This window comes from Paenibacillus brasilensis (assembly GCF_009363115.1).
Classification (GTDB): domain Bacteria; phylum Bacillota; class Bacilli; order Paenibacillales; family Paenibacillaceae; genus Paenibacillus; species Paenibacillus brasilensis.
Window position 1 is genome coordinate 3641654 of record NZ_CP045298.1, and the last position, 25129, is coordinate 3666782.

33 protein-coding genes and 3 pseudogenes are annotated in these 25129 nt (G+C 43.3%); 24 read left to right on the forward strand and 12 right to left on the reverse strand.

Annotation, left to right across the window (positions count from 1 at the left end; all coding sequences use genetic code 11):
• Nucleotides 1-4 precede the first annotated feature (4 nt).
• From GCU48_RS17240 to GCU48_RS17320, 18 genes are all read left to right on the forward strand, one after another.
• Nucleotides 5-1003, forward strand: a complete 999-nt coding sequence (locus GCU48_RS17240) for an XkdQ/YqbQ family protein (RefSeq protein WP_152380857.1) — start codon at nucleotides 5-7, stop codon at nucleotides 1001-1003.
• 3 nt (nucleotides 1004-1006) lie between these two features.
• Complete coding sequence (locus GCU48_RS17245) at nucleotides 1007-1366, forward strand: DUF2577 domain-containing protein (RefSeq protein WP_152380858.1); 360 nt, start codon at nucleotides 1007-1009, stop codon at nucleotides 1364-1366.
• A complete protein-coding gene (locus GCU48_RS17250; protein ID WP_152380859.1) occupies nucleotides 1363-1770 on the forward strand; it encodes a DUF2634 domain-containing protein in 408 nt (135 codons plus the stop codon). The genes GCU48_RS17245 and GCU48_RS17250 overlap by 4 nt, the downstream gene beginning before the upstream one ends.
• Nucleotides 1763-2830 carry a baseplate J/gp47 family protein gene (locus GCU48_RS17255; protein ID WP_152380860.1) on the forward strand — a complete coding sequence of 356 codons (1068 nt, stop codon included), beginning with the start codon at nucleotides 1763-1765 and terminating at the stop codon, nucleotides 2828-2830. The genes GCU48_RS17250 and GCU48_RS17255 overlap by 8 nt, the downstream gene beginning before the upstream one ends.
• Nucleotides 2823-3371: a YmfQ family protein gene (locus GCU48_RS17260; protein ID WP_307498987.1), complete on the forward strand. Its 549-nt coding sequence runs from the start codon at nucleotides 2823-2825 to the stop codon at nucleotides 3369-3371. Before GCU48_RS17255 ends, GCU48_RS17260 begins: the two co-directional genes overlap by 8 nt.
• Nucleotides 3355-5871, forward strand: coding sequence for a hypothetical protein (locus GCU48_RS17265; protein ID WP_370880997.1), 2517 nt, complete (start codon nucleotides 3355-3357; stop codon nucleotides 5869-5871). The genes GCU48_RS17260 and GCU48_RS17265 overlap by 17 nt, the downstream gene beginning before the upstream one ends.
• Before the next feature lie 14 nt (nucleotides 5872-5885).
• Nucleotides 5886-6401, forward strand: coding sequence for a hypothetical protein (locus GCU48_RS17270; protein WP_152380863.1), 516 nt, complete (start codon nucleotides 5886-5888; stop codon nucleotides 6399-6401).
• 5 nt (nucleotides 6402-6406) lie between these two features.
• Nucleotides 6407-6553, forward strand: a complete 147-nt coding sequence (locus GCU48_RS29285; RefSeq protein ID WP_370880989.1) for a CD1375 family protein — start codon at nucleotides 6407-6409, stop codon at nucleotides 6551-6553.
• A 78-nt stretch (nucleotides 6554-6631) separates the two neighbouring features.
• Nucleotides 6632-7129 carry a phage holin family protein gene (locus GCU48_RS17275; RefSeq protein ID WP_152380864.1) on the forward strand — a complete coding sequence of 166 codons (498 nt, stop codon included), beginning with the start codon at nucleotides 6632-6634 and terminating at the stop codon, nucleotides 7127-7129.
• Nucleotides 7086-7859, forward strand: coding sequence for a M15 family metallopeptidase (locus GCU48_RS17280; protein ID WP_152380865.1), 774 nt, complete (start codon nucleotides 7086-7088; stop codon nucleotides 7857-7859). The genes GCU48_RS17275 and GCU48_RS17280 overlap by 44 nt, the downstream gene beginning before the upstream one ends.
• Before the next feature lie 2 nt (nucleotides 7860-7861).
• A complete protein-coding gene (locus tag GCU48_RS17285; protein ID WP_152380866.1) occupies nucleotides 7862-8422 on the forward strand; it encodes a phage holin, LLH family in 561 nt (186 codons plus the stop codon).
• 289 nt (nucleotides 8423-8711) lie between these two features.
• A complete protein-coding gene (locus GCU48_RS17290) occupies nucleotides 8712-9254 on the forward strand; it encodes a Panacea domain-containing protein (protein ID WP_208811854.1) in 543 nt (180 codons plus the stop codon).
• The gene (locus GCU48_RS17295; RefSeq protein WP_152380867.1) at nucleotides 9247-9900 is read left to right on the forward strand and encodes a hypothetical protein; all 654 of its coding nucleotides are present in this window, start codon (nucleotides 9247-9249) and stop codon (nucleotides 9898-9900) included. The genes GCU48_RS17290 and GCU48_RS17295 overlap by 8 nt, the downstream gene beginning before the upstream one ends.
• An 81-nt stretch (nucleotides 9901-9981) precedes the next feature.
• Nucleotides 9982-10428, forward strand: a complete 447-nt coding sequence (locus GCU48_RS17300; protein WP_152380868.1) for a NucA/NucB deoxyribonuclease domain-containing protein — start codon at nucleotides 9982-9984, stop codon at nucleotides 10426-10428.
• A gap of 65 nt (nucleotides 10429-10493) precedes the next feature.
• Nucleotides 10494-10748 carry a hypothetical protein gene (locus GCU48_RS17305; RefSeq protein ID WP_152380869.1) on the forward strand — a complete coding sequence of 85 codons (255 nt, stop codon included), beginning with the start codon at nucleotides 10494-10496 and terminating at the stop codon, nucleotides 10746-10748.
• Between the two features lie 99 nt (nucleotides 10749-10847).
• Nucleotides 10848-11063, forward strand: a complete 216-nt coding sequence (locus tag GCU48_RS17310; RefSeq protein ID WP_152380870.1) for a hypothetical protein — start codon at nucleotides 10848-10850, stop codon at nucleotides 11061-11063.
• A gap of 63 nt (nucleotides 11064-11126) precedes the next feature.
• Complete coding sequence (locus GCU48_RS28105; RefSeq protein ID WP_244315739.1) at nucleotides 11127-11315, forward strand: hypothetical protein; 189 nt, start codon at nucleotides 11127-11129, stop codon at nucleotides 11313-11315.
• Nucleotides 11316-11865: 550 nt separating this feature from the next.
• Nucleotides 11866-13281: a helix-turn-helix transcriptional regulator gene (locus GCU48_RS17320; RefSeq protein WP_152380871.1), complete on the forward strand. Its 1416-nt coding sequence runs from the start codon at nucleotides 11866-11868 to the stop codon at nucleotides 13279-13281.
• A 205-nt stretch (nucleotides 13282-13486) separates the two neighbouring features.
• On the opposite strand, the gene GCU48_RS17325 is transcribed toward GCU48_RS17320, so the two are convergent.
• The 6 genes from GCU48_RS17325 to GCU48_RS17350 form a co-directional block, all read right to left on the reverse strand.
• A complete protein-coding gene (locus GCU48_RS17325) occupies nucleotides 13487-13675 on the reverse strand; it encodes a hypothetical protein (RefSeq protein WP_152380872.1) in 189 nt (62 codons plus the stop codon).
• A 12-nt stretch (nucleotides 13676-13687) separates the two neighbouring features.
• A complete protein-coding gene (locus tag GCU48_RS17330; protein ID WP_152380873.1) occupies nucleotides 13688-13891 on the reverse strand; it encodes a hypothetical protein in 204 nt (67 codons plus the stop codon).
• Entirely contained in the window at nucleotides 13891-14316 is a 426-nt protein-coding gene (locus GCU48_RS17335) for a type II toxin-antitoxin system HicB family antitoxin (protein WP_152380874.1), read from the reverse strand. Before GCU48_RS17335 ends, GCU48_RS17330 begins: the two co-directional genes overlap by 1 nt.
• A 29-nt stretch (nucleotides 14317-14345) precedes the next feature.
• Entirely contained in the window at nucleotides 14346-14540 is a 195-nt protein-coding gene (locus GCU48_RS17340) for a type II toxin-antitoxin system HicA family toxin (protein WP_152380875.1), read from the reverse strand.
• Between the two features lie 122 nt (nucleotides 14541-14662).
• Nucleotides 14663-15553 (reverse strand): DUF3862 domain-containing protein, encoded by an 891-nt coding sequence (locus tag GCU48_RS28110; RefSeq protein ID WP_244315741.1) that lies wholly within the window; start codon nucleotides 15551-15553, stop codon nucleotides 14663-14665.
• 84 nt (nucleotides 15554-15637) lie between these two features.
• A complete protein-coding gene (locus GCU48_RS17350) occupies nucleotides 15638-15997 on the reverse strand; it encodes an aspartyl-phosphate phosphatase Spo0E family protein (protein WP_208811855.1) in 360 nt (119 codons plus the stop codon).
• A 247-nt stretch (nucleotides 15998-16244) separates the two neighbouring features.
• Between GCU48_RS17350 and GCU48_RS17355 the strand changes: the two genes are divergently transcribed.
• Nucleotides 16245-16625 (forward strand): helix-turn-helix domain-containing protein, encoded by a 381-nt coding sequence (locus GCU48_RS17355; RefSeq protein ID WP_152382193.1) that lies wholly within the window; start codon nucleotides 16245-16247, stop codon nucleotides 16623-16625.
• Nucleotides 16626-16896: 271 nt separating this feature from the next.
• Nucleotides 16897-17136, forward strand: a complete 240-nt coding sequence (locus GCU48_RS17360) for an oxidoreductase (RefSeq protein WP_152380877.1) — start codon at nucleotides 16897-16899, stop codon at nucleotides 17134-17136.
• A gap of 783 nt (nucleotides 17137-17919) precedes the next feature.
• On the opposite strand, the gene abc-f is transcribed toward GCU48_RS17360, so the two are convergent.
• Nucleotides 17920-19407, reverse strand: coding sequence for a ribosomal protection-like ABC-F family protein (abc-f, locus tag GCU48_RS17370; protein WP_152380878.1), 1488 nt, complete (start codon nucleotides 19405-19407; stop codon nucleotides 17920-17922).
• 495 nt (nucleotides 19408-19902) lie between these two features.
• Between abc-f and GCU48_RS28115 the strand changes: the two genes are divergently transcribed.
• From GCU48_RS28115 to GCU48_RS28120, 3 genes are all read left to right on the forward strand, one after another.
• Nucleotides 19903-20112: a hypothetical protein gene (locus GCU48_RS28115; RefSeq protein WP_025721674.1), complete on the forward strand. Its 210-nt coding sequence runs from the start codon at nucleotides 19903-19905 to the stop codon at nucleotides 20110-20112.
• A gap of 145 nt (nucleotides 20113-20257) precedes the next feature.
• Complete coding sequence (locus GCU48_RS17380; protein ID WP_152380879.1) at nucleotides 20258-21139, forward strand: glycosyltransferase family 2 protein; 882 nt, start codon at nucleotides 20258-20260, stop codon at nucleotides 21137-21139.
• Between the two features lie 147 nt (nucleotides 21140-21286).
• Nucleotides 21287-21394 carry a YjcZ family sporulation protein gene (locus GCU48_RS28120; RefSeq protein ID WP_231503783.1) on the forward strand — a complete coding sequence of 36 codons (108 nt, stop codon included), beginning with the start codon at nucleotides 21287-21289 and terminating at the stop codon, nucleotides 21392-21394.
• Between the two features lie 248 nt (nucleotides 21395-21642).
• On the opposite strand, the gene GCU48_RS17385 is transcribed toward GCU48_RS28120, so the two are convergent.
• Both GCU48_RS17385 and GCU48_RS17390 read right to left on the reverse strand, forming a co-directional pair.
• On the reverse strand, nucleotides 21643-21933 hold the full coding sequence (locus tag GCU48_RS17385; RefSeq protein WP_152380880.1) for a hypothetical protein: 291 nt from the start codon (nucleotides 21931-21933) through the stop codon (nucleotides 21643-21645).
• Nucleotides 21934-21945: 12 nt separating this feature from the next.
• Nucleotides 21946-22590 carry a hypothetical protein gene (locus tag GCU48_RS17390; protein ID WP_152380881.1) on the reverse strand — a complete coding sequence of 215 codons (645 nt, stop codon included), beginning with the start codon at nucleotides 22588-22590 and terminating at the stop codon, nucleotides 21946-21948.
• Nucleotides 22591-22851: 261 nt separating this feature from the next.
• Between GCU48_RS17390 and GCU48_RS17395 the strand changes: the two genes are divergently transcribed.
• Complete coding sequence (locus GCU48_RS17395) at nucleotides 22852-24150, forward strand: helix-turn-helix transcriptional regulator (RefSeq protein ID WP_152380882.1); 1299 nt, start codon at nucleotides 22852-22854, stop codon at nucleotides 24148-24150.
• Between the two features lie 238 nt (nucleotides 24151-24388).
• On the opposite strand, the pseudogene GCU48_RS29290 reads toward GCU48_RS17395, so the two are convergent.
• The 3 pseudogenes from GCU48_RS29290 to GCU48_RS29300 form a co-directional block, all read right to left on the reverse strand.
• Nucleotides 24389-24758, reverse strand: a pseudogene (locus GCU48_RS29290) (DDE-type integrase/transposase/recombinase); the annotation flags it as partial.
• Between the two features lie 15 nt (nucleotides 24759-24773).
• A pseudogene (locus tag GCU48_RS29295) lies at nucleotides 24774-24839 on the reverse strand (hypothetical protein); the annotation flags it as partial.
• Nucleotides 24839-25060, reverse strand: a pseudogene (locus GCU48_RS29300) (IS3 family transposase); the annotation flags it as partial. The pseudogenes GCU48_RS29300 and GCU48_RS29295, both read right to left, overlap by 1 nt.
• Nucleotides 25061-25129: the final 69 nt, after the last annotated feature.

Genomic DNA, 25129 nt, shown 5'->3' on the forward strand with positions numbered 1-25129 from the left:
TGGCATGGACATATTTATCGACAACCGCGATGGTAACGTGTGGCAGGTGTCCGGCGAGGCTATGGCCGGGAAAGAAAATGCGGCCGGGCTTGTGTCTGAATTAACTTGGAAGACTGAACGTACCGGGAGCCCGGGAAGCGTAGATATCACGCTTGTTAAGGATGGCATCTACCAGAACAAAAAATTCAAGGTTCAGAACGGGGATATCGTCCGGATTACCAAAGGCAAGTACAAGATATTCTACGGCTATGTGTTTTCGGTGGAGCAGTCGGAAAAGTCTGATATGAAGATCACAGCCTATGACCAAATCCGCTACTTGAACGCGAACGATACTTACGTATTCAAAAACCTGACAGCAGGGGCGGTCATTAAACGGATTGCAGAGGATTTTAAACTCAAGACAGGCATGATTGCTGACACAGGGTACAAAATCCCGGCCATGGTAGAGGACAACCAAAAGCTATTAGACATAATCTACAAGGCCATTGACCAAACGTTAATGTCTACCGGGACTATATATGTGTTTTTCGACGATTTCGGCGCTCTGGCCCTTAAACGGGCCGCTGACATGCTTGTATCTGTATCCGTAGGCGATGGCAGTCTCATGACCGGATACGCGCTAAAACGGTCCATAGACAGCGAGACGTACAACTTTGTAAAGCTAGTGCAGGACAATAAAGAGAGTGGTAAACGCGATGCTTACGTCTACCAGGACAGCAACAATATCAAAAAGTGGGGTAAGCTTCAACTCTATGACAAAGTAGACGAGAAGATGAATGCGGCTCAAATAAAACAAAAAGCGCAAAACTTGCTCACGTTACACAACCGAGAAAGCAAAAGCTTAAGCATAGATGCTATGGGGGATTTGAGTATTCGTGCCGGGTGCTATGTTCCTGTGTTTATTGATGATTTAAAAGTGAGTCAGGTTTATTTGGTAGATTCATGCACACATAAATTTTCAGGGCTTGAGCACACGATGAGCCTAGAACTGAAGGTGATCTAACTAATGATTAAACAGCTGCGGGATATAGCCTTAGGCAGTATAGAAGCATCCAAACCAAGCGAAAGCATGATAGGACAGGTAACGGGAGTAGATCCGCTTGAAATTACCGTTGATCAACGTCTAGTGTTGGATGCGGATTTATTGCTTGTCACGGAGCGTGTAAAGCGGTATGTGGTTAGTCTTACTCACAGCCATGTATACAAAGACGAGACTCCAACCGATACGGCTACCAAGACCACTCAGACAGCTTTGCCGGATGTGCTAGTGATCCGTGAAGGGTTAAAAATGGGGGATGCAGTTGTCTTGCAACGCATGAAAGGCGGCCAAGAATTCGTCGTCATGGATAAGTTGGTGAAACCATGATACCAGAGGGCGGCAGCATTGTGGATGAAGAGATTGAGGAAGAAGAAATGCCCACCAAGACATATGCCTTAGACTTCACGAATGGTCGCGCACGCGGCATTGTGGACGGTCTGGAGGCTATGCGACAGGTAGTGTACAAGATACTGCAAACACTACGTTACGAAAATCTCATTTACAGTGACGATTACGGCGCCGAAGTAGACCGGCTGCAAGGACAGAGCCGGTTATTCGTGCAAACAGAGCTTAAGCGGCTAGTGCGTGAAGCTTTACTGGCGGATGATCGGATTACGGACGTAAGAGATTTTCAGTTTACCTTTTCTAGTAGTGACGTGCTGGCAGAGTTTGAGGTCGTAACAACGCAAGGAAACTTTAGAGACGAAACGGAGGTGGGTGGAATTGTATGAGGCTCAGACGTTTGAGACCATTTTAGAACGTATGCTAGCCCGTATACCGGACAGCATGGATAAGCGGGAGGGCAGTGTCATATATGATGCGCTGGCCCCGGCCGCTTCGGAATTGGCGCAAATGTATGCGGAATTGGACACAAATATAAGTCTTATATTCCCGAACGCCGAAAACGAGGAATATTTAGACTCGGCGGTGGCGTGGTCCGGTATTGTGCGTAAGGCAGCGACAAAGGCGCAATGGCGCGGTAAGTTTTACGACAACCAGGGGGCGTTAATGGATGTGCCTATTGGTAGCCGCTACAGTATCGAGGATCTGAATTATATCGTGCTCAGTAAATTGGGTGTCGGACAGTTTACTGTGGAATGCGAAAGCGCTGGTGCAATCGGAAATAAATTCTCAGGTGCGTTGTTGCCCATTGATTTTATAAACGGCCTAGCGCGTGCTGAATTGGTCGATCTGTTGGTGTCTGGCGTGGATACCGAAACAGGAGAAGCTCTGTTTGACCGCTACCAAGACAAAGTGACAAAGCCGATTACGAGCGCAAACAAAAACCAGTATGTCGTGTGGGCGCGGGAGGTATCTGGAGTTGGGGACGCAAAAACTTTCCCGCTCTGGAATGGTCCTGGCACGGTTAAAGTAGTCGTCTTGGATAATAATAAGCGCGCTCCTTCGGCGGCAGTCGTCCAAGCCGCACAAAAATATATAGATCCTACGCAGGATGGACACGGCGAGGGGGCCGCTCCAATCGGACCAGTGGTTACGGTTGTAGGCGCTGGTGAAGTGCCTATTAACGTCAGTGTGCGGGTGCAATTGGCGCGTGATGCCACCACGGATGATGTAAAAGAACAGTTGGAAGCAAGCATTGCTAAGTATCTGGAAGGGCTAGCATTCAACGAAACCGATACACTGGTGCGGATCACCCGGATAGCAAACTTTATTTTGGACGTGCCGCCTGTTATTGACTACTTTGACCTGACCATTAACGGCGTAACCAGCAACATTCAGGTTCCGCTAGATTCGGTTGCAGTGCTTGGGACGGTGGATGTGCATGTCTAAAAAGCTAATGTCTTATCTGCCTGATTATTATCAGGAGATCGAAGAGTTCGTTCAGATAATGGACGCTGAAGATATCGAGTTCGACGAGCTGAATGCAGCAATAGTGGATACATTCCGCCAGTTTCACCCGGAGACGGCAACCTGGGGCATTAAGTATTGGGAGAAGGATCTGAAAATAGTCTCCATGCCTTCCAAGCCCATAGAGCAGCGCCGCAGCGTGGTTATCTCTAAGATGCGCGGGAGCGGCAAAGTGTCTGCAAGCATGATAAAAAATGTGGCAGATAGCTATGATCGTGGCGAGGTTGATGTCACTGTGTTTCCGTCTGAATATTATTTCGTGATCAGATTTATCGGGACTCTAGGCATACCGCCAAACTTACAAGATTTAAAGGACGCAATCGAAGAAATAAAACCAGCACATTTAGAAGTACGATATAAGTTTCGCTATCTTGTTATTCGCGAAATACACAATGTGATGAGAATCAATGAAATAAATAACACTAAATTAAACAAATTTGCAGGAGGTGTACGGATTGGCTAGTAATACACCTAATTTAAGTTTATATATGAAGGACCCAGTAGCAGACGGTAACGATTTCTTCGATGTGAAAACGATGATGAATGATAACTGGGAGAAGATAGACGGTTTTGCTGGTGGTATGGATGAGGTAAAAGAACGCCTTAATACTATATCCCGTCAAGACGTGACGCTACAGCCAGGCGTGCAGATCATCAATGCTGCCAAGTCAGCCTTATTTCAGCTTTCCGGGCTGACAGGTCGTATGTTGGTAAATCTGCTAGGGCGGATGGGGAATTGCGAAAACGTAGGGCTATGGTCGTCTAATACGACTATAGCAGTTGATACCGCCAATAAAACCAGCGGGACCAGCAGCTTTAAGCTTACACTTGGCTCTGTGCCTGCTACAGCTTCAGCAAGCTTTTTGACCACACCAGGTCGAAAATACATTGCTATTGCTGACGTAAAAAACGGCAATACCAGCAAGATAGCGATATCTATAAATGGCATTGCTGGAGCTGCGGGTAATGAGGTTACATCGTCCTCTGTTTTTGCGCCATCTGTTGTGCGGTTCGCCGCGACGGACTTTTTTCACATTGTTACGATCACGGGAACGGGTGCATCTGGTAATACGTTTAATATGGACAGCGTGCGCGTCTATGAGGTCAGTGATGCAGATTATGCAGCAGCCGCAAGTTATACACCAGCTCAAGTAGCCGCTAAATGGCCTTACGTAGACAGTGTAATGCCTGTACGCAATCCATATGCGATACGGTACGGGGAAAATCTTTTGCCGAGTTTTTATGAGTGGGAAGTAAGTGCCGCCGCTTCGGGGAAAGCGTCGATAACTGGCCCGTACAGCCTGAATATTACCACGACAACAATTAATAATTATGTTCGCTTCAAGACCAAAGTATTGCCAAACACCAATTATGCATGGTCAGTTACTCATTCGGGTCAAGTAGCGGTATCGGATAAAAACGACGCTAATCTTTTGGTTCCATACACCACCAATCAAATGGGGGCGTTCAACTCAGGCGCTAACGACGAAGTTTACTTCTATGTCAGCAACAACACTGTCTTCACAGGTACATTTACCTTTACTAACCCTATGCTCAACATTGGCAGTACAGCCAAACCATTCAAACCGCGTGAAGACTCAATGTTAGCGTTGCAAACAGACCTGTACGCCGATCCAGTTACAGGAGTTAATGCAGATACAGTATTCGAGCGTGACGGGCAATACTTTAAGTCCAAGAAGTGGCACGGGTTGACGCTTGATGGTAGTTTAGCATGGGTTTACTTTGAGTCGGGAACAGGTTATAAGGTTGTGCGTCTACCGATCACAAACGGACTATCTGACCGAGAACGTGTTTCTAAATATGACGGCAAGCTAATTACACATGCTTTCCCTGTTTCTGCTGCTGACCAGTCGCACCTTAGTGAATCCGCTGGCGTTTTAGGTTTATCCATCTCTGTTGCAGACAGTGGATGGGCAGACGGATACCAGCCTTCGCAGGATGATATCAAAGCGTACTTTTTTGGCTACAAAGCCTATGACGCTAATACCATTACGCCAGCACAGGCACAGGCGGCAACGACGGCGACATGGACAGGTACGGGTACTAAGTATTGGGTGCAGCGTGTGGGCGCTCCTAACTTCACTCAAACCGTACCGCAACAATCCTATGCAGGGTACACACCATACCAACTTGTATATCAGCTTGCAGTGCCTACAGTGGAGCCTATCGTATCCGAGGGGCAACTATCATTTGTTGAAGGAGATAATCAGATTGAAGTGGGTATGGGTATTGTATTGCGGGAAGCAACTAAACCAGCAGGTGATCCGGCTGGAGATGTAAACGTACAAATTAACCGTATCGACTACGGTACTGCTGTTAAATATAGGGTGAACAAATTTTTGGCGGTGTATGCGGGGAATCGCAAGGATAGCGGCTGGGAGACTTTATACACACCGGATGGGCAAAGCTTTGGTGTTGAGAGATTGCGTAAGCCCCGTAGCCAAACATTGATAACAGAGCCGTACAACGTTACGTACCTTATGCTTGATCGTTCGCCAGTTGTATCATTCACAGGTTCATACGCAGCCAACGAAAAGACGCTGCTGCTTGATTTGGTAGATAGCGTACAGCAGAATACGGCGCGTGTGAGTGTGCTTGAGAATAAGAAAGCTGACAAGGACACCTCCCCTGTGTGGATTACGCCTACGTTGCTTAATGGCTGGACGGGGGATGGGCAATATTCGCGCTTGTCAGATAACCTAGTGATATTAAGAGGCGGTATTAGGGACGGAGTTGCAACACCCGGTACGCACCTGTTTACTCTATCCACAGGCTATAGACCTAAAAAAGACATGGAGATACGGGTGCGAACCAGTGATGGAGCGAACGACGCGCCTAACTCTACGATTATAATTCGGGCATCGGGCGTGGTGTTTACGCAAAACGCTTGGTTTAATAAAGGCGCTTGGTTTGATGGAGTGTCCTTTCTAGCTGAACAATAAAGGAGGTCTGACACATGAAAGCAGTACCTAAAGTAAATACAGACGGCCTCTATCTGGAGGACGAGTTGGTGGACGATGCCTTTTCGGGCGTCGTCCCTTTTTATGCCCAGCCGGAAACCTCCGGTCAGGACACAGATATTGAGCCGACAACACCGGAGCCTGCCGGGTACACTGTCGGTGTACCGATTACAACGCCGGGCCTGTACAAGCCGTGCTTTGATCTGGCGGCGTGGGAAACGTACCAAGCATCCGTTTATGAGGCGAAGGAGGCATATATAGCTGCGTTGCATGACTGGCAGACCAAAGGCAAGGATGTTGGAGAGCAGCCTGTATATGTCGCGCCAGCGCAGCCGGAAGGATTGTGGAAAGAAGGACTTACGCCGGAGGAAATCGCGGAGCTGACCAAACAGCCAGAACCGCAGCCAAAGCTTCGTGAAGAACTTACAAACACACAGATGGCCATGGCTGATATGTATGAACAAATGCTTGCTATGCAGGCAGAACTTACAGCGCTTAAAGAGGGGAGGTGATTAACGTGGCAGCCACTTATGGATCGTTGATTAGAAAAGGTCTCAAAACGTTCGCCCAGGTACCAGACATACAGAAGGAGCCAGTTAGGGCTTACCTAGCAAGTTGGGGATTAGATGTGGATGGCAAACCATTGGTAAAAGAACAAGATTAGCCAGCGTATCCAATGGGATGCGCTATTTTTATGCCCTCGGAGTGGTCGGGGGCTTTAATTTTTAAGGGGGAAAAGGTAGTGAGCCAAATAAAAATGTTTGGCAGCACCGTATGGACCGCAATCGTCGGGACATCGGAAAAGGAGGCGGCGGCAGGGGGAGTGGCGGCGCTGACTGGTCTGATTGTTACATTTTTGGGTGGGTGGGACAAGCCGCTCCAGGTGCTGCTTACGATGATGGTATTGGATTATATTTTTGGAGTTACCGCAGCTATTAAAAACAAAAAAATGGACAGCGATGTGATGTTTTGGGGAGGTATCCGTAAGGCTACGGTGCTGATGGTGGTGGGATTATCCGCGCAATTGGATGATTGGTTACAACCCGGTGCGCCGATCTTCCGGACGGCGGCGATCTATTTTTATGCTGGCCGTGAAGGATTGTCGTTGGCAGAAAACTTGGGAGCAATAGGCATCCCACTACCGTTCAAATTAAAGAGCTTTTTGAAGCAGCTTAACGAGAAAGGAGATGGACAGGATGGCACAACTGACGCTGGAACAGATACAAAAAAAGTCTCTTAATCGACTTGTCGGGCTGCATCCGGTTTTCAAAATGGCCTTAGAAAAACTCATTGAGCGCTGCTATGCCCGTGGAGTATGGGTGCTAATTGTCCAAGGGTTGCGGACATATGTAGAGCAGGATGCTTTGTATGCTCAAGGTCGGACAAAGCCAGGACAAGTCGTAACGAAAGCACGGGGCGGATACAGCAATCATAATTTTGGGTTCGCAGCAGATTTCGCACTGTTGCTACGGGATGGGCGGACTGTGTCATGGGACACGCTGGAGGACGACGATAAGGACTCGCTGCCGGATTGGAGTGAAGTCGTCGAGGAAGCCAAGAAACTCGGGCTTGAGTGGGGCGGTGATTGGCGGAGCTTTAAAGATATGCCCCACCTTCAGATGGTCTTTGGACTCACGACGGCTCAATTTCGGGCAGGTAAGCGCCCGAGTCAGGCGCAGCTTGACACAGTTTTATCCAAGATTAATAAAACGGAGGATGAGGAAATGACAGCAGAAGAAAAAGCAGCATTTAAGGAGTTACAAAACACCGTACAGAAGCAGGCTGACCGCATTAAGGTACTGGAGTTTGCAGCGAAGCAACCGAAAGTACCGACATGGGCAGAACAAGCCTGCATCAACGCCAAGACCGCAGGGGTGCTGGACACGGCGAATGACGGTAGCTATGACTTTTACAGACTGGTCGCTATTCTTGATCGAGCTGGCGTGTTCAATAAGAAAGGGGATAAGTAATCATGCAAACAATTATAGAAACTGTACAACCATATGTAAGTACCATCGCTACAGCGGCTATAGGTGTACTCACAACCATCGTATTGGCTGGATTGAACAATGTTAAGGTAAAAGTAAATACATGGCTAGAGACACGTACCACAGCCGCACAGAGGGAAGTAATCCATAAGATTGCTGGAGAGGGCTTTGCCTTTGCACAAACAGCATTTAAAGAAGCTGGGGGAGAACGTAAGCTTCAGGAGGCTTTGCAGTATGCTTCACTTACTCTTTCCAGTCAAGGTATCGTAGTATCCCAAGTAGAGCTAAGATCCGCGATTGAGAAGGCATATCTGGAGTATAAGGCTAAGACAAAGACAGTGCTGGCTACCGAAGCACAGCCGAGTGAAGAGGTAACACAGGCAGCAGCTAAGGAAGCTGTATCTGGTCTTGCTGCAAAGTTGAATGATTTCTTGGCTCAAGCTACGGCGGAGGTATCCAATATTGTTCCTGTTCAGGTACAGTCTGAACCTGAGCCTATTCCGGTATCAACAGAAGCTACACAAACGCCTGCTACTACTGAATAAACTGTAAGTAAATACCCTGCTGGCTTCGGCTGGCGGGGATATTTTTTTGCTTGAAATACGAACATTTGTTCTGTATAATATAAGTATAAGCACAGATTATTGCGATATACATACTGTAAGGAATATTTACCCTGTTTTTTTAAAAAAACTAAATTTCAAGAAGGAATTAGTGTAGGCTATGTCGAAAGTTGTGTTTAATTTTATATAAATTAAATACAACCTGTTTAAGTAATAGCCTGAAAGCCGTGCTTATGATGTTTGCGTGTTCTTGTGTTTGGGAAAGTTGAGAATGTACTACGCAAAAGGCGGTGATGTCCAAATGGCTAAAATAATTTATTTAGAACAGGTGAAGACTATGAGTACAACTAGTACGACTTTCACAGAAACAACAGTTTTCGATGTAGCTAAAGCCTTTCTTAATTTAGAACCAATGACACCTAAGAAACTTCAGAAGCTTTGTTTTTATGCATACTCCTGGTATATGGTTTTTTATGAGGGAGATAAACTATTTGACGGTGAATTTGAGGCTTGGATTCATGGACCGGTTAACCCCGAGCTTTATCGTGAGTATAGGAAATATGGATTTAACGAAATACCGCAAGAAGATGTATTGCCGGATGAAATTTCGAACAATCCTCGATTGGTAGAATTTTTAGAGCATATTCATCAAACGTATGGTCACTTGGATGGTGATCAGTTGGAGTATTTGACCCATCAAGAAGATCCATGGCTTAATGCGCGTAAGAACTTGAAACCTTACGAACCATCTAATAATGTCCTTGATGATGATGATATTATTGAATATTACAGGGGCGAGCTTGAGAATGGCTAAAGAGAAAAGAAATAGAGCTCCTGTTTTGGGGAGTATTCCTAGACCTTCTGAGTCCACTCCGCGCGCTGGTGAAGAAAGATTAACTAAAGTAGCTCAACGTAATATTGAGGGTTTTAAAGAAAGAAACGTCATTTTTTCTTGGCAGTTTTTTGATCGCAGTAATCCATTGTTTAACTGTGGTGAAGTGGGTCCTGAATGGTTTGTGGACTTAATGGATTCCATGAAAAGCATTTCGCAAATGGAGTTCGAAAAATTCAGAATCCATAATGGCCCACCATTAAGAGTTCATTCTCATGAGTGGGACAGAGTAAGCGCTAAGTATCCACTTAACGAGATGTTGCTTAAGCAAATTGAACAAGATACCCTTCAGTTTGCTGTTTCGAAGGCAAGAGGGCGGGTTCATGGTTTTGTTATTTCTAATGTATTCTACATAGTTTGGGTAGATCCACATCACAACCTCTATCCAATGGAAAGACATGGTGGATTGGATTATTGCGATGCGCCTAGCAGCTGTTATGACTGCTTGGAAATTGAAAATGAGGAACTGAGAACACGATTAGACGAGTTGTATGCAGAATATGGCAGATTAGTGGATGAAAATGATAGACTTCAAAGTAAAAAAGACAACTTAGAAAAATCATCTTAAAAATTGCAATCCGAAAGCATCGGTGACACCCTACTGGCTAAGCTGGTGGGGTATTTTTTACGTTTATGGGGAGGAATACATATGTTTAGATGGATATTCACCGTACTAATTACAATCCTATTAGCTGGCTGCAGCATACAACAAGATGTTGTAAAGACCACTAAGAGCGACCCTGTAGCCGTTCCAGTAACACAGGTATCGGCAGACATGGCTAAGCTGGAATTTCCGTCATCAAAGTATCCCGAGACAGCGCAGCACATCAAGGAGGCCATAGCAGCCGGAAAGTCACCAGTATGCACCATAGACCGTGATGGAGCTGACCATAACCGTGAGTTGTCCCTTAAAGGTGTGCCGACACGCAAGGGCAAGGATCGAGACGAGTGGCCTATGGCCCTGTGTGCCGAAGGTGGAGAGGGTGCAGATATAAAGTACATATCACCCAAAGATAATCGTGGTGCAGGTTCATGGGTAGGTCACAAATTGGACGAGTATAAGGATGGAACGAAAGTTGAATTTATAGTTAAGTAACATTTCTTACAGCTTGACTACATTCGGCGTGTTACATTGCAATAAAAGTGCAGAGGAGCGCGGTTATGATAACACTGACAATCGTGGAGAGCGCCATAACACACAATGATGGAGAGTTTGATTGGTTTGCTCCAGTACCGACTGGAGAAATTGAGGTATTGTCATATATAAATCCCGTCACTGGGACGGACCAGACGGAAGAATTTATTAAAGCCAACGGTGGACTTGAAAAACTGGAGATAGAAAAAACGAATGACGGCGAATATAGATGTACGCGCGATACGCTCGACCGACTTAAAGCTGTATTGGGTGCCGTGTAATAAATAACAATCCCACGCTAAACCTTAATTGGTCGGCGGTTTTTTTTGTTGAAGGTATTACCACACAATTCACCGAATATCTATCCTGAGGTGATCAACATGAACCATACATATAAAGTGTTAAAGTCGGATATAGAACTATTTGCAGCTGCATTGAGCCAGGTAAGGGTGTATGTAGTTCAGCCATTGGGAGAGGATTTGATAGATATTGTGGACTATGGTGGCGCAGTGGAGAAGATTACACCAGAGTCGATTAAGATTAACGGATATTATTTTTTCCGCAATCAGTTTGAATTTAGAGTAGATCTTAAATGACCTACCAGATTGTAGTCGGTAGTCCCTTTAAGGTAGACCATATCAAAAAAATAGGAGGGGAAAATGATGAAGAAAAGAATATTTCTGTTCTCGATTTTATCTTTAGCTTTAGCAACTACGGTAGGTGCTGCTTCAGCTTCACCAAGTATAACTAGCAAAAACACCATAATTAATCAAAGATCGGGCGGAAGCGCAACTGTTAGAGAAGCCTTTAGTGTCCCAATAGGATTGGGTATGTTAAACTTCGTATGAAGAATCACTCTGATCATCTAGTAAAGGTAAGTTTAACTCACAGCGGTTCAGACAAAGTATATATTGAAGGATTAGTAATCGCTCCTCACGACACAGTTATCTGGAAAAGCACTGATAAAGGCTTCCCAGACGGTATGCGTTCTGGAGACTATAAACTTCAGTGGAGAGGCAGCGACTATAAAGTTAATGGGGAAACATGGGGAATAGCTGATTCACAGCCTGGAAACCTCTAACTTAACTAACTATACAACTTGAACCCCCTATCCATTGGGTGGGGGGTTCAAGTTGTTCAAGACAGCAAGTGAATTAATCTCCTTTATAGGTCGGCATAGCTTTTTTAGTTGATCAGTTTGAATTTAAAGTAAGGACTCTACTGGCATTTAGCTGGTAGGGTATTTTTGTTTATAGCGGTGGCCAAAGCATAAATCATGACAAACGGAGCTTTTCTACATGATTCGCAAAAAAAGATATTGACAACTGGTTGATTGCTGGACAAAAATAGTAAATGAATATAAAATACTGGAATTTTTATGCGAGGGGTGGCTATGGCATGGAACATACACCTACGATTCGAGCAGAATTAGACAGATTCCTAAAACAAGAGGGTTTGAGCTTAGCACGATTTGGGCAAATTGCAGGCATGAATAGGGGAGCGGTAAGTGCCATTGTGTCAGGAAATAAGCCTATGTCCATTAACCAGCTTGACCAAATTACTGAGGCTATGGGCTTACCAGAAGGTCATTTTTACGACTTGTTTATAGAAAACTTCATCATCGACTTACAACCGAATATGAGGCGGATCGAGCCATTTTTGTATCGCTGTGCGGAGTTGGACAAGTTGGATACGATCCGTCGAGTGGTGGGAGTCATCATGGACAATCTACTCTATTCGTCAAAACTATTTGACATTGCGGAAGATCTATTTGCACAGGGACGACATGAAGCGGCACTGATACTCTATGAGAATGTAGCAGAAGTGGAGAAGTACCAACATTCTGAACGTTTGGCAGTCTGTCAATATCGTATATTCACGATTCAAGTTGGAGACGATCAGGGTCTTAATCTCAAGGCTGCAACACTATTTGAACCCTTCGTGGAACGCCTAGATGAAATAGACCAGCTTGACGCATTGAAGGATTTGGCCAACGTGTATAGGTCTTTACGTAAATGGGACAAGGTAGACGAAATGGCAAGGCAAATGAGAGCTAAAGCCGAAATCCAATATACACTGAAACATCAACAGAATGGCCGAGAACGCCCTGAATCTACTGATAAGCTAAGCCGTCCTTTGTTTGTATACATTTCCTATGCTGACCTGCTGTGTGCAGGTGTCTACGAAGCCCAAGGCGATTACCACCAAGCTCTACAATATACATACGCCTACGATAATTTAGATTGGGTTAAAGAGACAGACGAAGATACCCAACACTGGATTGGTTTGTTTAAGCACTGGGCAAAAGCTAATATTATTGTCAATAAGCTTTTATCCGGAGATATAAAGGTGCTGCAAGAATATATTGAATACATCGATGCAGCGAAGGATACAACTCAAGAAGATCGGATTATTCAACTACTGAACATTATGATAACGGCTAACCGATATGATATCGACGTTAGTGATATAATTAAACGATTTGAAACGGACATTGTATCATTATCACAACACTCATCAAGTGATATATATACTCAACAAGTGGTACCAGATTATTTTGCATGGTGTGGTTACGAGTTGGCTCATTATTATTTACATCGAAATTCTTATGATGATGGTTTTAAACATTTGATGTATTCAATGGTAAGTTATCATACACTAAATAATGAGACTAATTTCATAAATTGTATGGGGCTATTTTTACATTTTCGAGAACATGCGACTCCTGAAACCAAAGCAAATTTTTTAAATCTTATTGAAAAGGTGTGGATGAACAATGTTAAAAAAAATGGCACTGGTGATCGTCGCGGCTAGCTTTTTATTAATTGTTACTGTGCCGGATCAAGCCTTTAACCACCATAGTATCCAACCTCAAGTACAACATGGAGGAGCTTAAACGTCAGTAAAGCAAATCCCCGCTAACCTTAACTGGTCGGCGGGGATTGTTTTTGTCTTGATACCGCTGTTTATAATACACCTGGAAAGCTCTGCTAACCTTATGGTCGGCAGAGCTTATTTGCTATTTTATACCCATTTGAACTCTCTCAAATATTTCCGCACTCTGCTGCATACCCAAACCGTGTGCGGCTCCTAAATGTCCTCTCAATATGCTTATGTCGTCATCGTTGGTTAGATCTAAGGTCATTAGGCCGTATTTGCAATGACGATCCAATATGGATTTTAGCAGGGCATCAAATTCATCATTCATCGTTTATCCCTCCTACTTGAACAATTTTCCGATCAGCTTAAACAAGTCAAACGTGCTGCGATTGTACACCTTATTGTAAGCCGCCTTGCGTGGGTCACGCAGCCATCCCCAGCCCCGTGGCATCTTAATGCCTGCGCGGTGTATAATCTGCCGTTTGAGGCTGGTACGGGCTGCTATACGCTTGTTTAGGCTGGGTTTACGTGGAACATATTTCATTATCTTTTCTCCAAAGGATTAATACCAAGACTCCGCTTCAATCCTTCCTGTAGAACCTGAGAGAAATTAAGGTGTTGCTGTTCAGCTTGATCATTGAGCCATTTAGGGACTGTCAGTGTCTTTTTAACGGCCTTACTTTCCATAGCTTCCCGAACTACAGGCATATAGACCTGAACGTCACACGCAGCCTCTGTTTCTTCCCGTTGTGCCAAAATAACATCAAGCGGGGAAGGATCAGGAATAGGATCGTTATCTTGTTCTAAAACATACATAAACCCCTCCAGCGCTTCCCGAGCTGCAGCATGCGCTTCTTCGGCGGTATCTCCAAATGTAAGGCAACCGGGTAGATCTGGAAAACGAACGGATATTCCATCCTCAGAATGATCGAGCAGTGCCCAATAGCGATAAACGTCTTTTTTACTCACTATAATTAACCTCCTTTGGGGAGGGCTGCTCAGCCCTTAATCCCCGCTGTTTTTAGGATACTTGCTTGTGTCTTCGGAGGAAAGCTTTTCTTAGGATGCGGAACCGTAACCTTACCGATTTTTGTCGGATGCTTGAAGTAATGGTGACTGCCATGTACTCCGATTATGTACCATCCGTCCTCTTCTAACAGTTTGATTAATTCTCTCGAACTGTATGATTTCAAATGACTACCCTCCTTACATTTATCATTATACACGTATATTAAATACGTGTCAACGTATAAATAACACGTATTGTTTTATGGGCATATAATATTAAAAACCCCGGATTGCTCCGGGGCTGGTTTTATTCAAGACCAAATTGGGCTTTTGCTTGTAGTTTGTTACCTTGGAATGTGAAATTGGCATTTGCACCAAGTCCGCCCTCGCCTTTATACGAATACATTACAGTATAGTATTTGTCTCCCTTTTCGCCAACCTCTGAGAGAGCCTCGCCAGGACCACCGATAATTTTAGCAACTTCCTCATAAGTCATTCCATTTTTAATTTTGTTATATTTAGCTTTGGTAATGGTTCCGGAATTTTGCGGCTCTGCTACTGTACGACCCTCAATTTTTCCGTTATATAGTTTCCAGTTAGATTCACCCTTAACGCCACGCGAACCAAGTTCACCACTGAATGAAACAATATCCCCTTGGTTCAGGCCGTTCAGTTCTGAACGATCAGAAACTTTTACGATAACAACATCTCCGAGTTTTTTCTTTTCAGCGCTAATATCTGACCATGATTCGCCGTTGTAATCTGCTGGTTTACCGTAAACATAAAGACTGCTTGAGCCAGCTTCAATGACTACACCTGACCATTTCACAACTTGATTTCTTACACTGTCGAATGTTTCTCCCTGCTTGGAAACTGGCATTGCAAAGAGAGTAGATGAAAACTTATCAAAAGGAAGAGATGTGTCAATCAATGGCTTTTTATCATCAGTCTGTTCCTTTTGCGCTGATTCATTGGTAGCTTCTTTCTCTTTAACAGGCGTAGTAGCTACTGGTTTAGAATTAGCTTCGGTTGATTTCTGTGTGTCTGCGACTGATATTCCAATAATAAATATTATGAAAGCAGCTAACCCAAAGAGAAACATTTTCTTAGCCTTGCCATTCTTTTTTATTAAAGCTATAGCCCACAAAACAAAAAACACAAAAAAAGCCAGCAAAGCAATCACAGCAATTGCAGTCATTACATAACCCCTATCTATTGGTAATATTGTTATATAATTAGTCTATCAGACCTAGGAATATTTATCCACAAAAAAGCAAGAGGATTATTCCCCTTGCTCCAACTTCTGTTCCAGATAATAAACATCTACCCTGGTACGTTTGGATACCTGGGCCACGGCAAAAGCAAATTTTTCAGCTTCAACATAAGAAGGCCTGAACCCTACATCTGATATAACGCCTTTGTAGTCTATCATGACCACGTACCCATCTTCCTGTGGCACGATTCGTACATGGTCGTCCCCCCTTTTTTCCTTGCCCTTCATTTTCTTGTTATACTCATTCAACGCGGCATCAAGCAAGTGACTCGCTGACACGACTTTTGGATCGTTTATTCCACGTTCATTTATGAGATTGTACATTCTCCGCCGTAATTCTTCTATTGTATTTTTTAACTCTTTTGTCAAATTACCCACCCTTTTTAGGGTTAAAATTCCCAAAAAGAAATATTATTATTCATTATTTAGTAATACTTTCGACAAAAAATAACGTTTTTTTTAGTTTTCATTCATTCCTTGTCGAACGATTTTTCTTTACCCTTGCGCAAATGCAAGGTACTATAGTCTCATTGTTACGTAATAACGACTAGGAATGACAGCCTAATAAGTATGGTTGAAATCCTGGGAAAAATTTAGGACGTCGGAGGAGATAATTCTGGGAGACCAAAGGATTTGTCAGCGAATTGAAGCCTTGATTAAGGATCGAGGAATGACGAAGAAGGCGTTTTGTGAAAAACTCAAAATCAGCGTGGGCAATCTTGGGGACTGGAGAAGTGGAAAAACAACGCCAGGAACGAAGCATTTAATCCAGATTTCGGACTTTTTTAATGTATCGCTGGATTGGTTAATGAAAGGCGTCAAGCCGGGTGAGGGCGTACTTCAGGAGCAGAAGGCAGCTTATTTTTTTGGAGTGATGGGGCCATTGAACTACCAGTGCGAGCAGCTTAGCGAAAAGGAAAAGGATTTTATACTTGAGTATATTGAATTTACCCGCTTTCGTAAAGAGAAAAGGCAGGAAGTTTTCGCTACGCAATAATCAGATGCATAAAATTAAAATTAACTAAAATCGCTAAGGGGTGCTTGATGGTTATTATCCATTGAGCGAAGGATCGTTATAGCCTAAAATGGGAACAAGTGTTCTTTTGGAGGAATGAGGAAATAAAAAACGCCTCTATATTAAGAGGCGAACAAGAACTTTGTGGGTTGGCATCCCTGCCAGGATAGCCAAATCAGACCCACAGCAAAGAAGTCGCAGAGAGTATACAGGAAATTTAGCTATCAGTAAAGACATCGGGGAGAGTGAACATATGACACGATTTGATGAAGGAAGAATAGCCGTAATTATGGAGGCGTGTGAGCGTAGCGAAGACTTGTTACATAAAAGGCTTGCGGTTATCCTGAACAATTTGCACGATGATCACAATGTAGGCGTGGACATCATCGAGGAAATTGAAAATTTGTATATAGAAAAGGGGGCCATTTATTGCAAAACTGGCTATCACTGTGGATATGAGGATGCTGGCAATAAAGTAAGTCGCATCTGTTAACACGTTAACGGAATGTTAACGCAACGTAGTAATTTCGGTTCTTATCAGTTCGTAAATAACACAGTAAAAACCCTTTATATTCGTATGTATTCATCAATAGCACATGTAAAAGCGGCATGGGCGGCATGATGTAATAAGGCTGATAAAGCCTTATACATCAAGGTTTGTTTTTATCCAAATGGTTAAGAGTAACATTTGGATAACATAAGAATGGATTTTAGAAGCCTCTCATGAGTTCTGCGAACTTGCGGGAGGCTTCTTTCTTTCTATGCTTAGTAACGTGTAGATGTCCAAGCCTATCCATTATTTATGCAATTCAGTGCCGGGTTCGGCCAACAGAGAGACATGTGTATGTCTAAAAGAATGCGGAGTTAGTTCCGTATTGAGCTCTGCCAGCTCCAGTAGCCTTCTCATTCGAAGCTCATATTGTTTTATGGTTCCTGGATAACCAGGGTGCTTGTCTTTGTTTGACATTACGCAAAGAGGTAAATTCCCCGATCCTGATCCCCGTATAAGCCAGCGTCAAGAACGTTTTATAGTCACCGTCTAACCCATGTTCCAATATGGAGGGCTTTTACTTTTATATAAGGCGGAATAAATATTAGACTCCCTCAATAATAAAAACAACGGCAGCCATGGACGAGAAAATAAAATCCTAGACTGCCGATGTTCTATTGAACTATCGTGTCACTTTAGTTCAATCTCTTCCCTTTTCATAAAAGTTGTTGTGCAAAGCTTTCTGCCGTTAAAATCATGCCTTACTCCAAGCCACTTTGTAAAATTCTAATCCCCACCGAGTACAATTGTTTTCGTGGCGACACGGTCATGAAATTCCCGATCATGTTCCACGAATACAATGGTCGGCGTGTACTCAAGCAGCAGCTCCTCAATTTGCATCCGGGAAATCACGTCGACAAAGTTGAGCGGTTCGTCCCAAATATGCAGATGAGCCTCCTCACATAGGCTTCTCGCGATCAGAACCTTCTTCTTCTGCCCGCCACTAAACGCCGATATATCCTTCTCAAACTGGATGCGGGCGAAATCTAGCTTACGCAACACGGCCTTAAATAAGCTTTCATCAATTCTGTGCTCTGCTGCATAATCGGAAAGCGTTCCTCGCAGATGAGAAGTATTCTGGGATACATAGGAAACGCGAAGCTGCGGCTCCCGCTGAAACGTACCTGTATAGTGTAGCGCCTCAGCGTTGAGCAGGCGGAGCAAGCTAGACTTACCTGAACCATTTGGACCTGAAATTGCAATCCGATCTCCTGGTTCGATCGTCAGACAAACGTTCTTGCAAGCCGGTCTTTCCCCGTAATAAATCGTGACGTGATCCAGCATCGCCAGTTCCGATTTGGGATACACGAGCTGAGAGATCGCAAGGCTTTCTGACTGTTCGATATTTCGGAGCAGTTTCGATTTTTCCTCTAAAGCGGCGTGTTGCCTCTGTTCGATGGATTTCGAGCGTTTCATCATTTTTGCTGCCTTATGCCCGACGTAACCCTTGTCAAGCTTGGAGCCGGAGTTTCGTGTGCCGTTTTTCGATTTTTCGGTCTCGAGAGACCAGCCGCTAGTACGTTTAGCAGAAGCAGATAAACGCTGTATGTCTTTGTACAGCTTTTCGTTTTGTGCCATTTCGAACGTATCCTGGCGAGTTTTGTTCGTCCACCAGCTGGAGAAGTTGCCTTTTTGGATTTCGATATTCGTTTTGTTGATCGATAGAATATGATCCACGCAGCGGTCGAGAAAAGCCCGGTCGTGTGAAACAAGAATAAAACCGCGCTTCGTATTCAAATAATCGGCGACAAGCTTGCGTGCGTGCAAGTCGAGATGATTGGTTGGCTCGTCGATGAGCAGAAATCGATTGTCTTGGATGAATAGCACGGCCAGCAATACCTTCGTCTGTTCTCCTTGGGACAGCGATTCGAATGGCCGATACAACACGTCTTCTGAAACCTTAAGCAGGTTCAGTTCGCGCATCAACTTCCAGCTCTCATAGCCTGGCACGATCTCTTCGACGACGTCTAAGGTCAAATACTCCGGGTGTTCGACGGGAAACGGAAAATAATCAAAGGCGACTGGTGTGGAGATCGTACCGCTGTATTCGTACTTCCCCTGCAGCAGGTTTAAGAACGTCGTTTTCCCCCGACCGTTTCGCCCCGTAAAGCCCAGCTTCCAGTCTGTATCAATTTGAAAATGAACATTTTCGAATATAGGGTCATAGCTGCCTGGATAGGCAAAAGTAAGATTGGTTACCTGAATGGCGGGCATGGCAATCATCCTTTCGTTTGGAAATAAAAAAGAGCCGCAAGAAAGGTGCTATCTTGCGGCTCTAATCCATACGAGGAAATACGGCCCCATTCCAAGGGGCCGTATGACTGTCCGGAGAGGGAGCGCAAACGAAACGCAGACCTTTCTTGCAGAGATGAAATAAAACGACCACAGCCGATCGCTGAGTCCGTTCTTTTCGTGATCTCGAAGCAAGAAAGTTCTACATGTATCCGTTCAACTCCCGTCATCAAATTACATTCAGTTTATCACAATAGTAATTTAACTACAACCTGCGTAGTCCCGTTTAGGCTGAAGCCTCGCGTAGGTCGACATGCTCCTTAGATTGATTCATATAGTATTTACGAATTCGCCCAAACCCATTATACTGATAACAACACATACGGAAGCACCGTTGTGCAATCCGAAAGCATCGGTGATACCCTGCTGGCATACGCTGGTGGGGTATTTTTCTGTTTTATAGGGGGAGGAATACATATGTTTAGATGGATAGTGACGTTACTGGCATCGGTTTTATTAGCTGGGTGCAGCGTGCAGCAAGATGTTGAAAAGACCACCAAAATGAGCTTTTGGGAAGCCTGCACCGCTCTTCTTACTAATGCTTTAGTAGCTAGTTGGTCTAATCAAAATCAAATTTATCATTTTTCTAGGACAGAAGCTTCCAAATTCATTCTCAAAAGGGCATAGCGTTTTACTGAGAAGCCGCTTCAAAACGCATTTTAAATACATACACTTAGAACAAGAGTAGGTAGAAGGAATGGCAATCAAAAAGTAGTTTTTATAATTATTAATTTCATTTCTACTTTTAAAATATAGAATGGAGGATAATTTTGTGCCAAAAGCGTCGGTTATACTACCAGTTTATAACAATTCTGATTTTGTTTTGGAAGCAATACACAGTATTTTAGTTCAGACCTACTCGGATTTTGAATTAATTATTATTGATGATGGCTCGACAGATGGATCTGCCTTTCTTATTTCGCAAATAGCAGACCCTAGAGTGATAAAGATCTTCCATGATACCAATCGAGGGTTGGTCGCTTCTTTAAACGAAGGATTAAACAAGGCAACTGGCGAATACATCCTTCGTATGGATAGCGATGATATTTCTACGCCAGATCGACTGGGCGTTCAAATATCATTTATGGATCAAAATTCGTTAATTGATGTATGCGGTGCTGCTTTTACTACTTCTAGTGGAGGAGTAATGAAGGTGAATCCGGCCAGTCATGACGAAATTAAAACATGGTTGTTATTTCATTGTTGTATGTGCCATCCTACTATAATAATGCGCACTAGCATGATCCATCAGCTTGGCGTTCAATATGATAGTAATTATCCTCATGCCGAAGACTACGAGCTGTGGAACCGACTAGTTTTTCAGGTACAAATGGCGAATCTCCCCATAAACGTATTGTATTATCGTCAACATAATGGACAAGTGTCCAACCAGCATAGAGCTATTCAAGATGCTACCGCTCGGAGAATTCGTCAAAGACAGTTTAGCCAGTTGGGCTTGGAATTATCGGAAGCAGAGAATCAGATTATGCTGGATATTCTTGAGTTTAAAATTAATCCCTACGATTATAGTAGTTACACCAAAGCTTTAGGCTTTGCTAACTGGGTGCTAGACCAAAACCGTAAGTATTGGGTTTATAATCAGGAACTATTAAACATGGCGTTTTCAAGATGCATATCCCATCTTCCTTATTAAACAAGATATCAGTAACGATCGGAAAATATCCTAGTACCCCGCTGGCATGCGTCAATGGGGTACTTTTTTTGTTTACCTGAACGCCCGGTCACAAAGTGCATTCACACATATATTAAGGTGACGACAAAGTAAAGGAGGGCAAAAACTATGAGTGGATGTGCAGGTCCAGCTGTTTGCGGTGTGTGGACTTCTACAGCGGCAATTTTGGTGCTTTATATCCTCTTGGTTATTATCCTTAAATCATGTTGGATTTAATGTTGTAAAAAACTATTGGATTGTACCTCTTCACTTCACCCAGTAAGTCTGATACTAACTCCTGAAAACGTGTAATGACCCTACTAGCTGGCTGGTAGGGTGTTTTGTCGATTGTTCGGGATTCAGATTTGATTGGTATGTATTACAAAAGCCCTCCATTAAAGGAAGGCTCTTTCTTTGGATGCTGTGTTATGAAATTTACAACAATTCAATTGTAATGTGATGTAGGGAAAGTCAATTTACAGTCCTCATCCTTTTTTTGTTTTATTACCGCTGCCTTTTCTCCAGCCATACAGGATGCGCCCAATAACAAGAGCAGAACCAAGAAAAACGACTGTCAAGTGCCAAGTCCACTCTTGCATACCACTGAGAACAACAGGAGTGATCCCTAACGCCAGTCCGATCACTAATCCTATAATTGTTACTACATCAGGCGCTTTGCTACCTTCTCCTCGTCTTTTCTTAAAGATATTAAATAGTATGTTGCCAGCAATGATTGCAATAAAAAGGACAAGCAAATACATATAATATATATTCATATATTATGATCCTTAGTTACTTGTAACTTCAAAGTATCCAGGGTGAAAATTAATAGTTACACCTCTTCCATTATCGTGATCCTTCAAACGATCTAGCACCACTGAAACTCCAGTAGTAAGTATCGTCGCTGGTACGATTGTTCCTTGCAAGCCGGGGATTGCCGCAAGAATTGAAAATACAAATGCAGAGGTGTCTCTTGTATTCTCAATAGCATTTATTTGTGTCTTTGTCTCATAATCCGAGAGTGTCAATGCATATCCCCACCAGTGCCAACTACCATACATATTCGTGCCAATCTCTTCGTGGTTAGGATTTGCGACAAGTTCCCCATTTTTTGTTTGCAGAATACCATTTTTCAGCTGATCATTTACAGATTCGACAGCTTTAGAATAGTTATTAAATACCCTTTCGCTTACCACTTCTTTTGCAGCAGGATCAAGGACATAATGATCCCCATCCAGCTTTATGAACTTTTCAATATCCGTGATAGCATTTAAGGTTTCGGTGTCTACGCTCAATTGTTTAACCTCTTTGTTTGCTTGTTCTGCACTCTGCTGGGTGGGAGCGGCGGATGCGGCTAATGGGGCTAATGGGGCTACTGCGGTAAGAGCCAAGACACCAGTAAGAATAATTGCTGTTTTCTTCAACTTTAACACTTGAAAGCACTTCCTATTCTATTTTTTTGGATTACTGCATAAAGATACATAAAAAAGACATATATTGTTTATTTCTTTTTAAGGTATCTGAAAAATAAAACTATAGAACTACTTTTTAAAAGTGTGCGACATTAATTTCACACCAAAAGCGAATACCTCACAAAAAGTTACAAAAGTTATTGACAACTGTTAAATTATGGACGACAATAGAATGCAATAATATAAAAATTTTGGAATTTTTATGTGAAGGGTGGATATGACATGAAGCATACACCTACGATTCGAGCGGAATTAGACAGATACTTAAAACAAGAGGGTTTGAGCCTTGCGCAATTCGGGCAAATGTCAGGCATGAACAGGGGAATAGTAAGTGCTATTGTGACAGGGAATAAGACTATGTCTGTTAACCAACTCGACTTAATCACTGAGACCATGGGTTTACCGGAAGGCCACTTTTATGACTTGTTTATAGACAACTACATCATCGACGTACCACCGAATATGAGGAGAATCGAGCCGTTTTTGTATCGCTGTGCGGAATTGGACAAGCTGGATACGATCCGTAAAGCGGTGGGGGCCATCATGGACAATCTACTTTATTCACCCAAACTATTTGACATTGCGGAAAACCTATTCGTACAGGGACGACATGATGCGGCACTGCTTCTCTATGAGAATGTGGCAGAAGTGGAGAAGTACCAGCACTCCGAACGTTTGGCAGTCTGCCAATATCGTATATTCACGATTCAGGTTGGAGACGATCAGGAGCAGAATCTACAAGCAGCGCTTCAATTCCAATCTTTTGTCAAACGCCTTGATGATATGGACCAACTACAAGGGCTAGTGGATTTAGCCAATGTATACCGATCATTGCGTCGTTGGGATCGTGTCATGGAAGTTGCTGAGGATTTAAGGACTTTAGCCAAAGCTCAATACTCCATGGCGCATTCTCTGAAAAGGGAACAACATAAGAAGCCATTGCGACCGTTATTTTTTTATATAGCTTTCAGTAATTTACTTATTGGAGGTGCTTATTATGAGCAAGAAAACTATGCGTTAGCCTTACAAGTAGCCAATGAATCTACTGATTTGGAATGGGTGAAAGAGACTGATGACGAGACGCTGCGCTGGAAAAACTTATTTCAGGAGTGGGGCGAGGCCAATATGTATCTGACTAAGCTCATGGCTGGAGATATAGAAGTACTTCCTTTATATGTTAACCTCATTTCAACGCAAAAAGATGAACTTCTCCCGGGCTTATGGAATATTATGATTGTAGCCAATCGTTATAACATAGACGTAGATGATATTCTCAATCAATTTGAGTGGGAAATTTCAAACATACATGATCAAGGAGGAAAACAAACCAATGACCAGCAAAATATTGACAATCAGCTTGTTGGTTTTTTGAGTGAATTGGCTGTCTATTATTTATCCAAGGGCAAGTACGAAGAAGGTTTCCGGATTCTGTTAGACAGCATGAGAAAATCAACTATACTAATTGATAAAAGCTTTATTTTTAAGTGTATGAGCCTATTACGTAGTCAGTTAACTCAATAGCTTTTATTAGTATTAGTAATAAGTGCACAAATGAGTAACCAAGTTGCAAGTATGCCAGAGGCATCTTCACATGGTCGTATTTAAGTGCAGGATTGGCATATGGGGTTTTAGTGCGCTTGGCTTAGATTGTATGGGGATTGTTTGTGCGTTTCCAAGCCTATGTAGGGTTTTTCATCTCATTGAAAAGGTTTCGTTAGATAATGTTGAAAAGAATGGTGCTGCATATCGTCTCGGCTAGTTTCTGTTGATATTGCCACCCTTGATCAGAGTGCAGAATGAGATTGTGTTGCTCTGGTAGCTTTTCTAAGGCTTTTTCGAGCATCTCTGTGACCATGGAGAGGGTAGGCCTTCTAAATACGGTGTAACTGATGATTTCTCGGTTATACAGATCCATTATCGGAGACAGATATATCTTTTGTCCAAACAAGTGGAATTCTGTGACATCCGTAACCCATTTCTTATTGGGTGCCTTCGCATTAAAATCCCTCTTCAAGACATTTGGAGCTATTTTCCCTTCGGCTCCTTTGTATGAACGGTATTTCTTCCTACGAACCATACAAATGAAGCCCTAATTCCTTCATCAAGCGCTGAACTGTCTTATGATTGATTAGAGTCGCTTTGCGGATCTCCCTGGTCATAGTTCGGTATCCTGCTCGACATTTTAATTCTTCATTAAATAAACGCCTCATTTCTGTTTTCACATCGGCATACTTATCAGGCTTGTTCCACTTTTTCACGTGATCATAGTAAGTGCTTCGAGGAATGCCTGCAATGTTGACAAGCTCTTTGACGTTAAAATCATGCCTTAGCTCGTAAATCACATGAGCTTTGTCGTCGTTTGTAATGAGTTTTTTTTCTGAACTAAGGCATTCAATTTTTTTAGGTACGTTACCTCCATACGAAGGCGTTGGTTTTCCTTAATTAGCTCGTCTATAACACTTTCATTTGCCTCCAGTTCTTTCTGTGGCTCTTTATTAGC

Bases quoted from the DNA above. Each gene is read 5' to 3' on its own strand.
- GCU48_RS17310 (WP_152380870.1), top strand. From the start codon at position 10,848: ATGAACCATACATATAAAGTGTTAAAGTCGGATATAGAACTATTTGCA.
- GCU48_RS17305 (WP_152380869.1), top strand. From the start codon at position 10,494: ATGATAACACTGACAATCGTGGAGAGCGCCATAACACACAATGATGGA.
- GCU48_RS17330 (WP_152380873.1), bottom strand. From the start codon at position 13,891: ATGAAATATGTTCCACGTAAACCCAGCCTAAACAAGCGTATAGCAGCC.
- GCU48_RS28110 (WP_244315741.1), bottom strand. From the start codon at position 15,553: ATGACTGCAATTGCTGTGATTGCTTTGCTGGCTTTTTTTGTGTTTTTT.
- GCU48_RS17300 (WP_152380868.1), top strand. From the start codon at position 9,982: ATGTTTAGATGGATATTCACCGTACTAATTACAATCCTATTAGCTGGC.
- GCU48_RS17250 (WP_152380859.1), top strand. From the start codon at position 1,363: ATGATACCAGAGGGCGGCAGCATTGTGGATGAAGAGATTGAGGAAGAA.
- GCU48_RS17360 (WP_152380877.1), top strand. From the start codon at position 16,897: ATGACACGATTTGATGAAGGAAGAATAGCCGTAATTATGGAGGCGTGT.
- GCU48_RS17240 (WP_152380857.1), top strand. From the start codon at position 5: ATGGACATATTTATCGACAACCGCGATGGTAACGTGTGGCAGGTGTCC.
- GCU48_RS17320 (WP_152380871.1), top strand. From the start codon at position 11,866: ATGGAACATACACCTACGATTCGAGCAGAATTAGACAGATTCCTAAAA.
- GCU48_RS28120 (WP_231503783.1), top strand. From the start codon at position 21,287: ATGAGTGGATGTGCAGGTCCAGCTGTTTGCGGTGTGTGGACTTCTACA.
- GCU48_RS17245 (WP_152380858.1), top strand. From the start codon at position 1,007: ATGATTAAACAGCTGCGGGATATAGCCTTAGGCAGTATAGAAGCATCC.
- GCU48_RS17385 (WP_152380880.1), bottom strand. From the start codon at position 21,933: ATGAATATATATTATATGTATTTGCTTGTCCTTTTTATTGCAATCATT.
- GCU48_RS17260 (WP_307498987.1), top strand. From the start codon at position 2,823: ATGTCTAAAAAGCTAATGTCTTATCTGCCTGATTATTATCAGGAGATC.
- GCU48_RS17270 (WP_152380863.1), top strand. From the start codon at position 5,886: ATGAAAGCAGTACCTAAAGTAAATACAGACGGCCTCTATCTGGAGGAC.
- GCU48_RS17395 (WP_152380882.1), top strand. From the start codon at position 22,852: ATGAAGCATACACCTACGATTCGAGCGGAATTAGACAGATACTTAAAA.
- GCU48_RS17290 (WP_208811854.1), top strand. From the start codon at position 8,712: ATGTACTACGCAAAAGGCGGTGATGTCCAAATGGCTAAAATAATTTAT.
- GCU48_RS17295 (WP_152380867.1), top strand. From the start codon at position 9,247: ATGGCTAAAGAGAAAAGAAATAGAGCTCCTGTTTTGGGGAGTATTCCT.
- GCU48_RS17285 (WP_152380866.1), top strand. From the start codon at position 7,862: ATGCAAACAATTATAGAAACTGTACAACCATATGTAAGTACCATCGCT.
- GCU48_RS17325 (WP_152380872.1), bottom strand. From the start codon at position 13,675: ATGAATGATGAATTTGATGCCCTGCTAAAATCCATATTGGATCGTCAT.
- GCU48_RS28115 (WP_025721674.1), top strand. From the start codon at position 19,903: ATGTTTAGATGGATAGTGACGTTACTGGCATCGGTTTTATTAGCTGGG.
- GCU48_RS28105 (WP_244315739.1), top strand. From the start codon at position 11,127: ATGATGAAGAAAAGAATATTTCTGTTCTCGATTTTATCTTTAGCTTTA.
- abc-f (WP_152380878.1), bottom strand. From the start codon at position 19,407: ATGCCCGCCATTCAGGTAACCAATCTTACTTTTGCCTATCCAGGCAGC.
- GCU48_RS17280 (WP_152380865.1), top strand. From the start codon at position 7,086: ATGGCACAACTGACGCTGGAACAGATACAAAAAAAGTCTCTTAATCGA.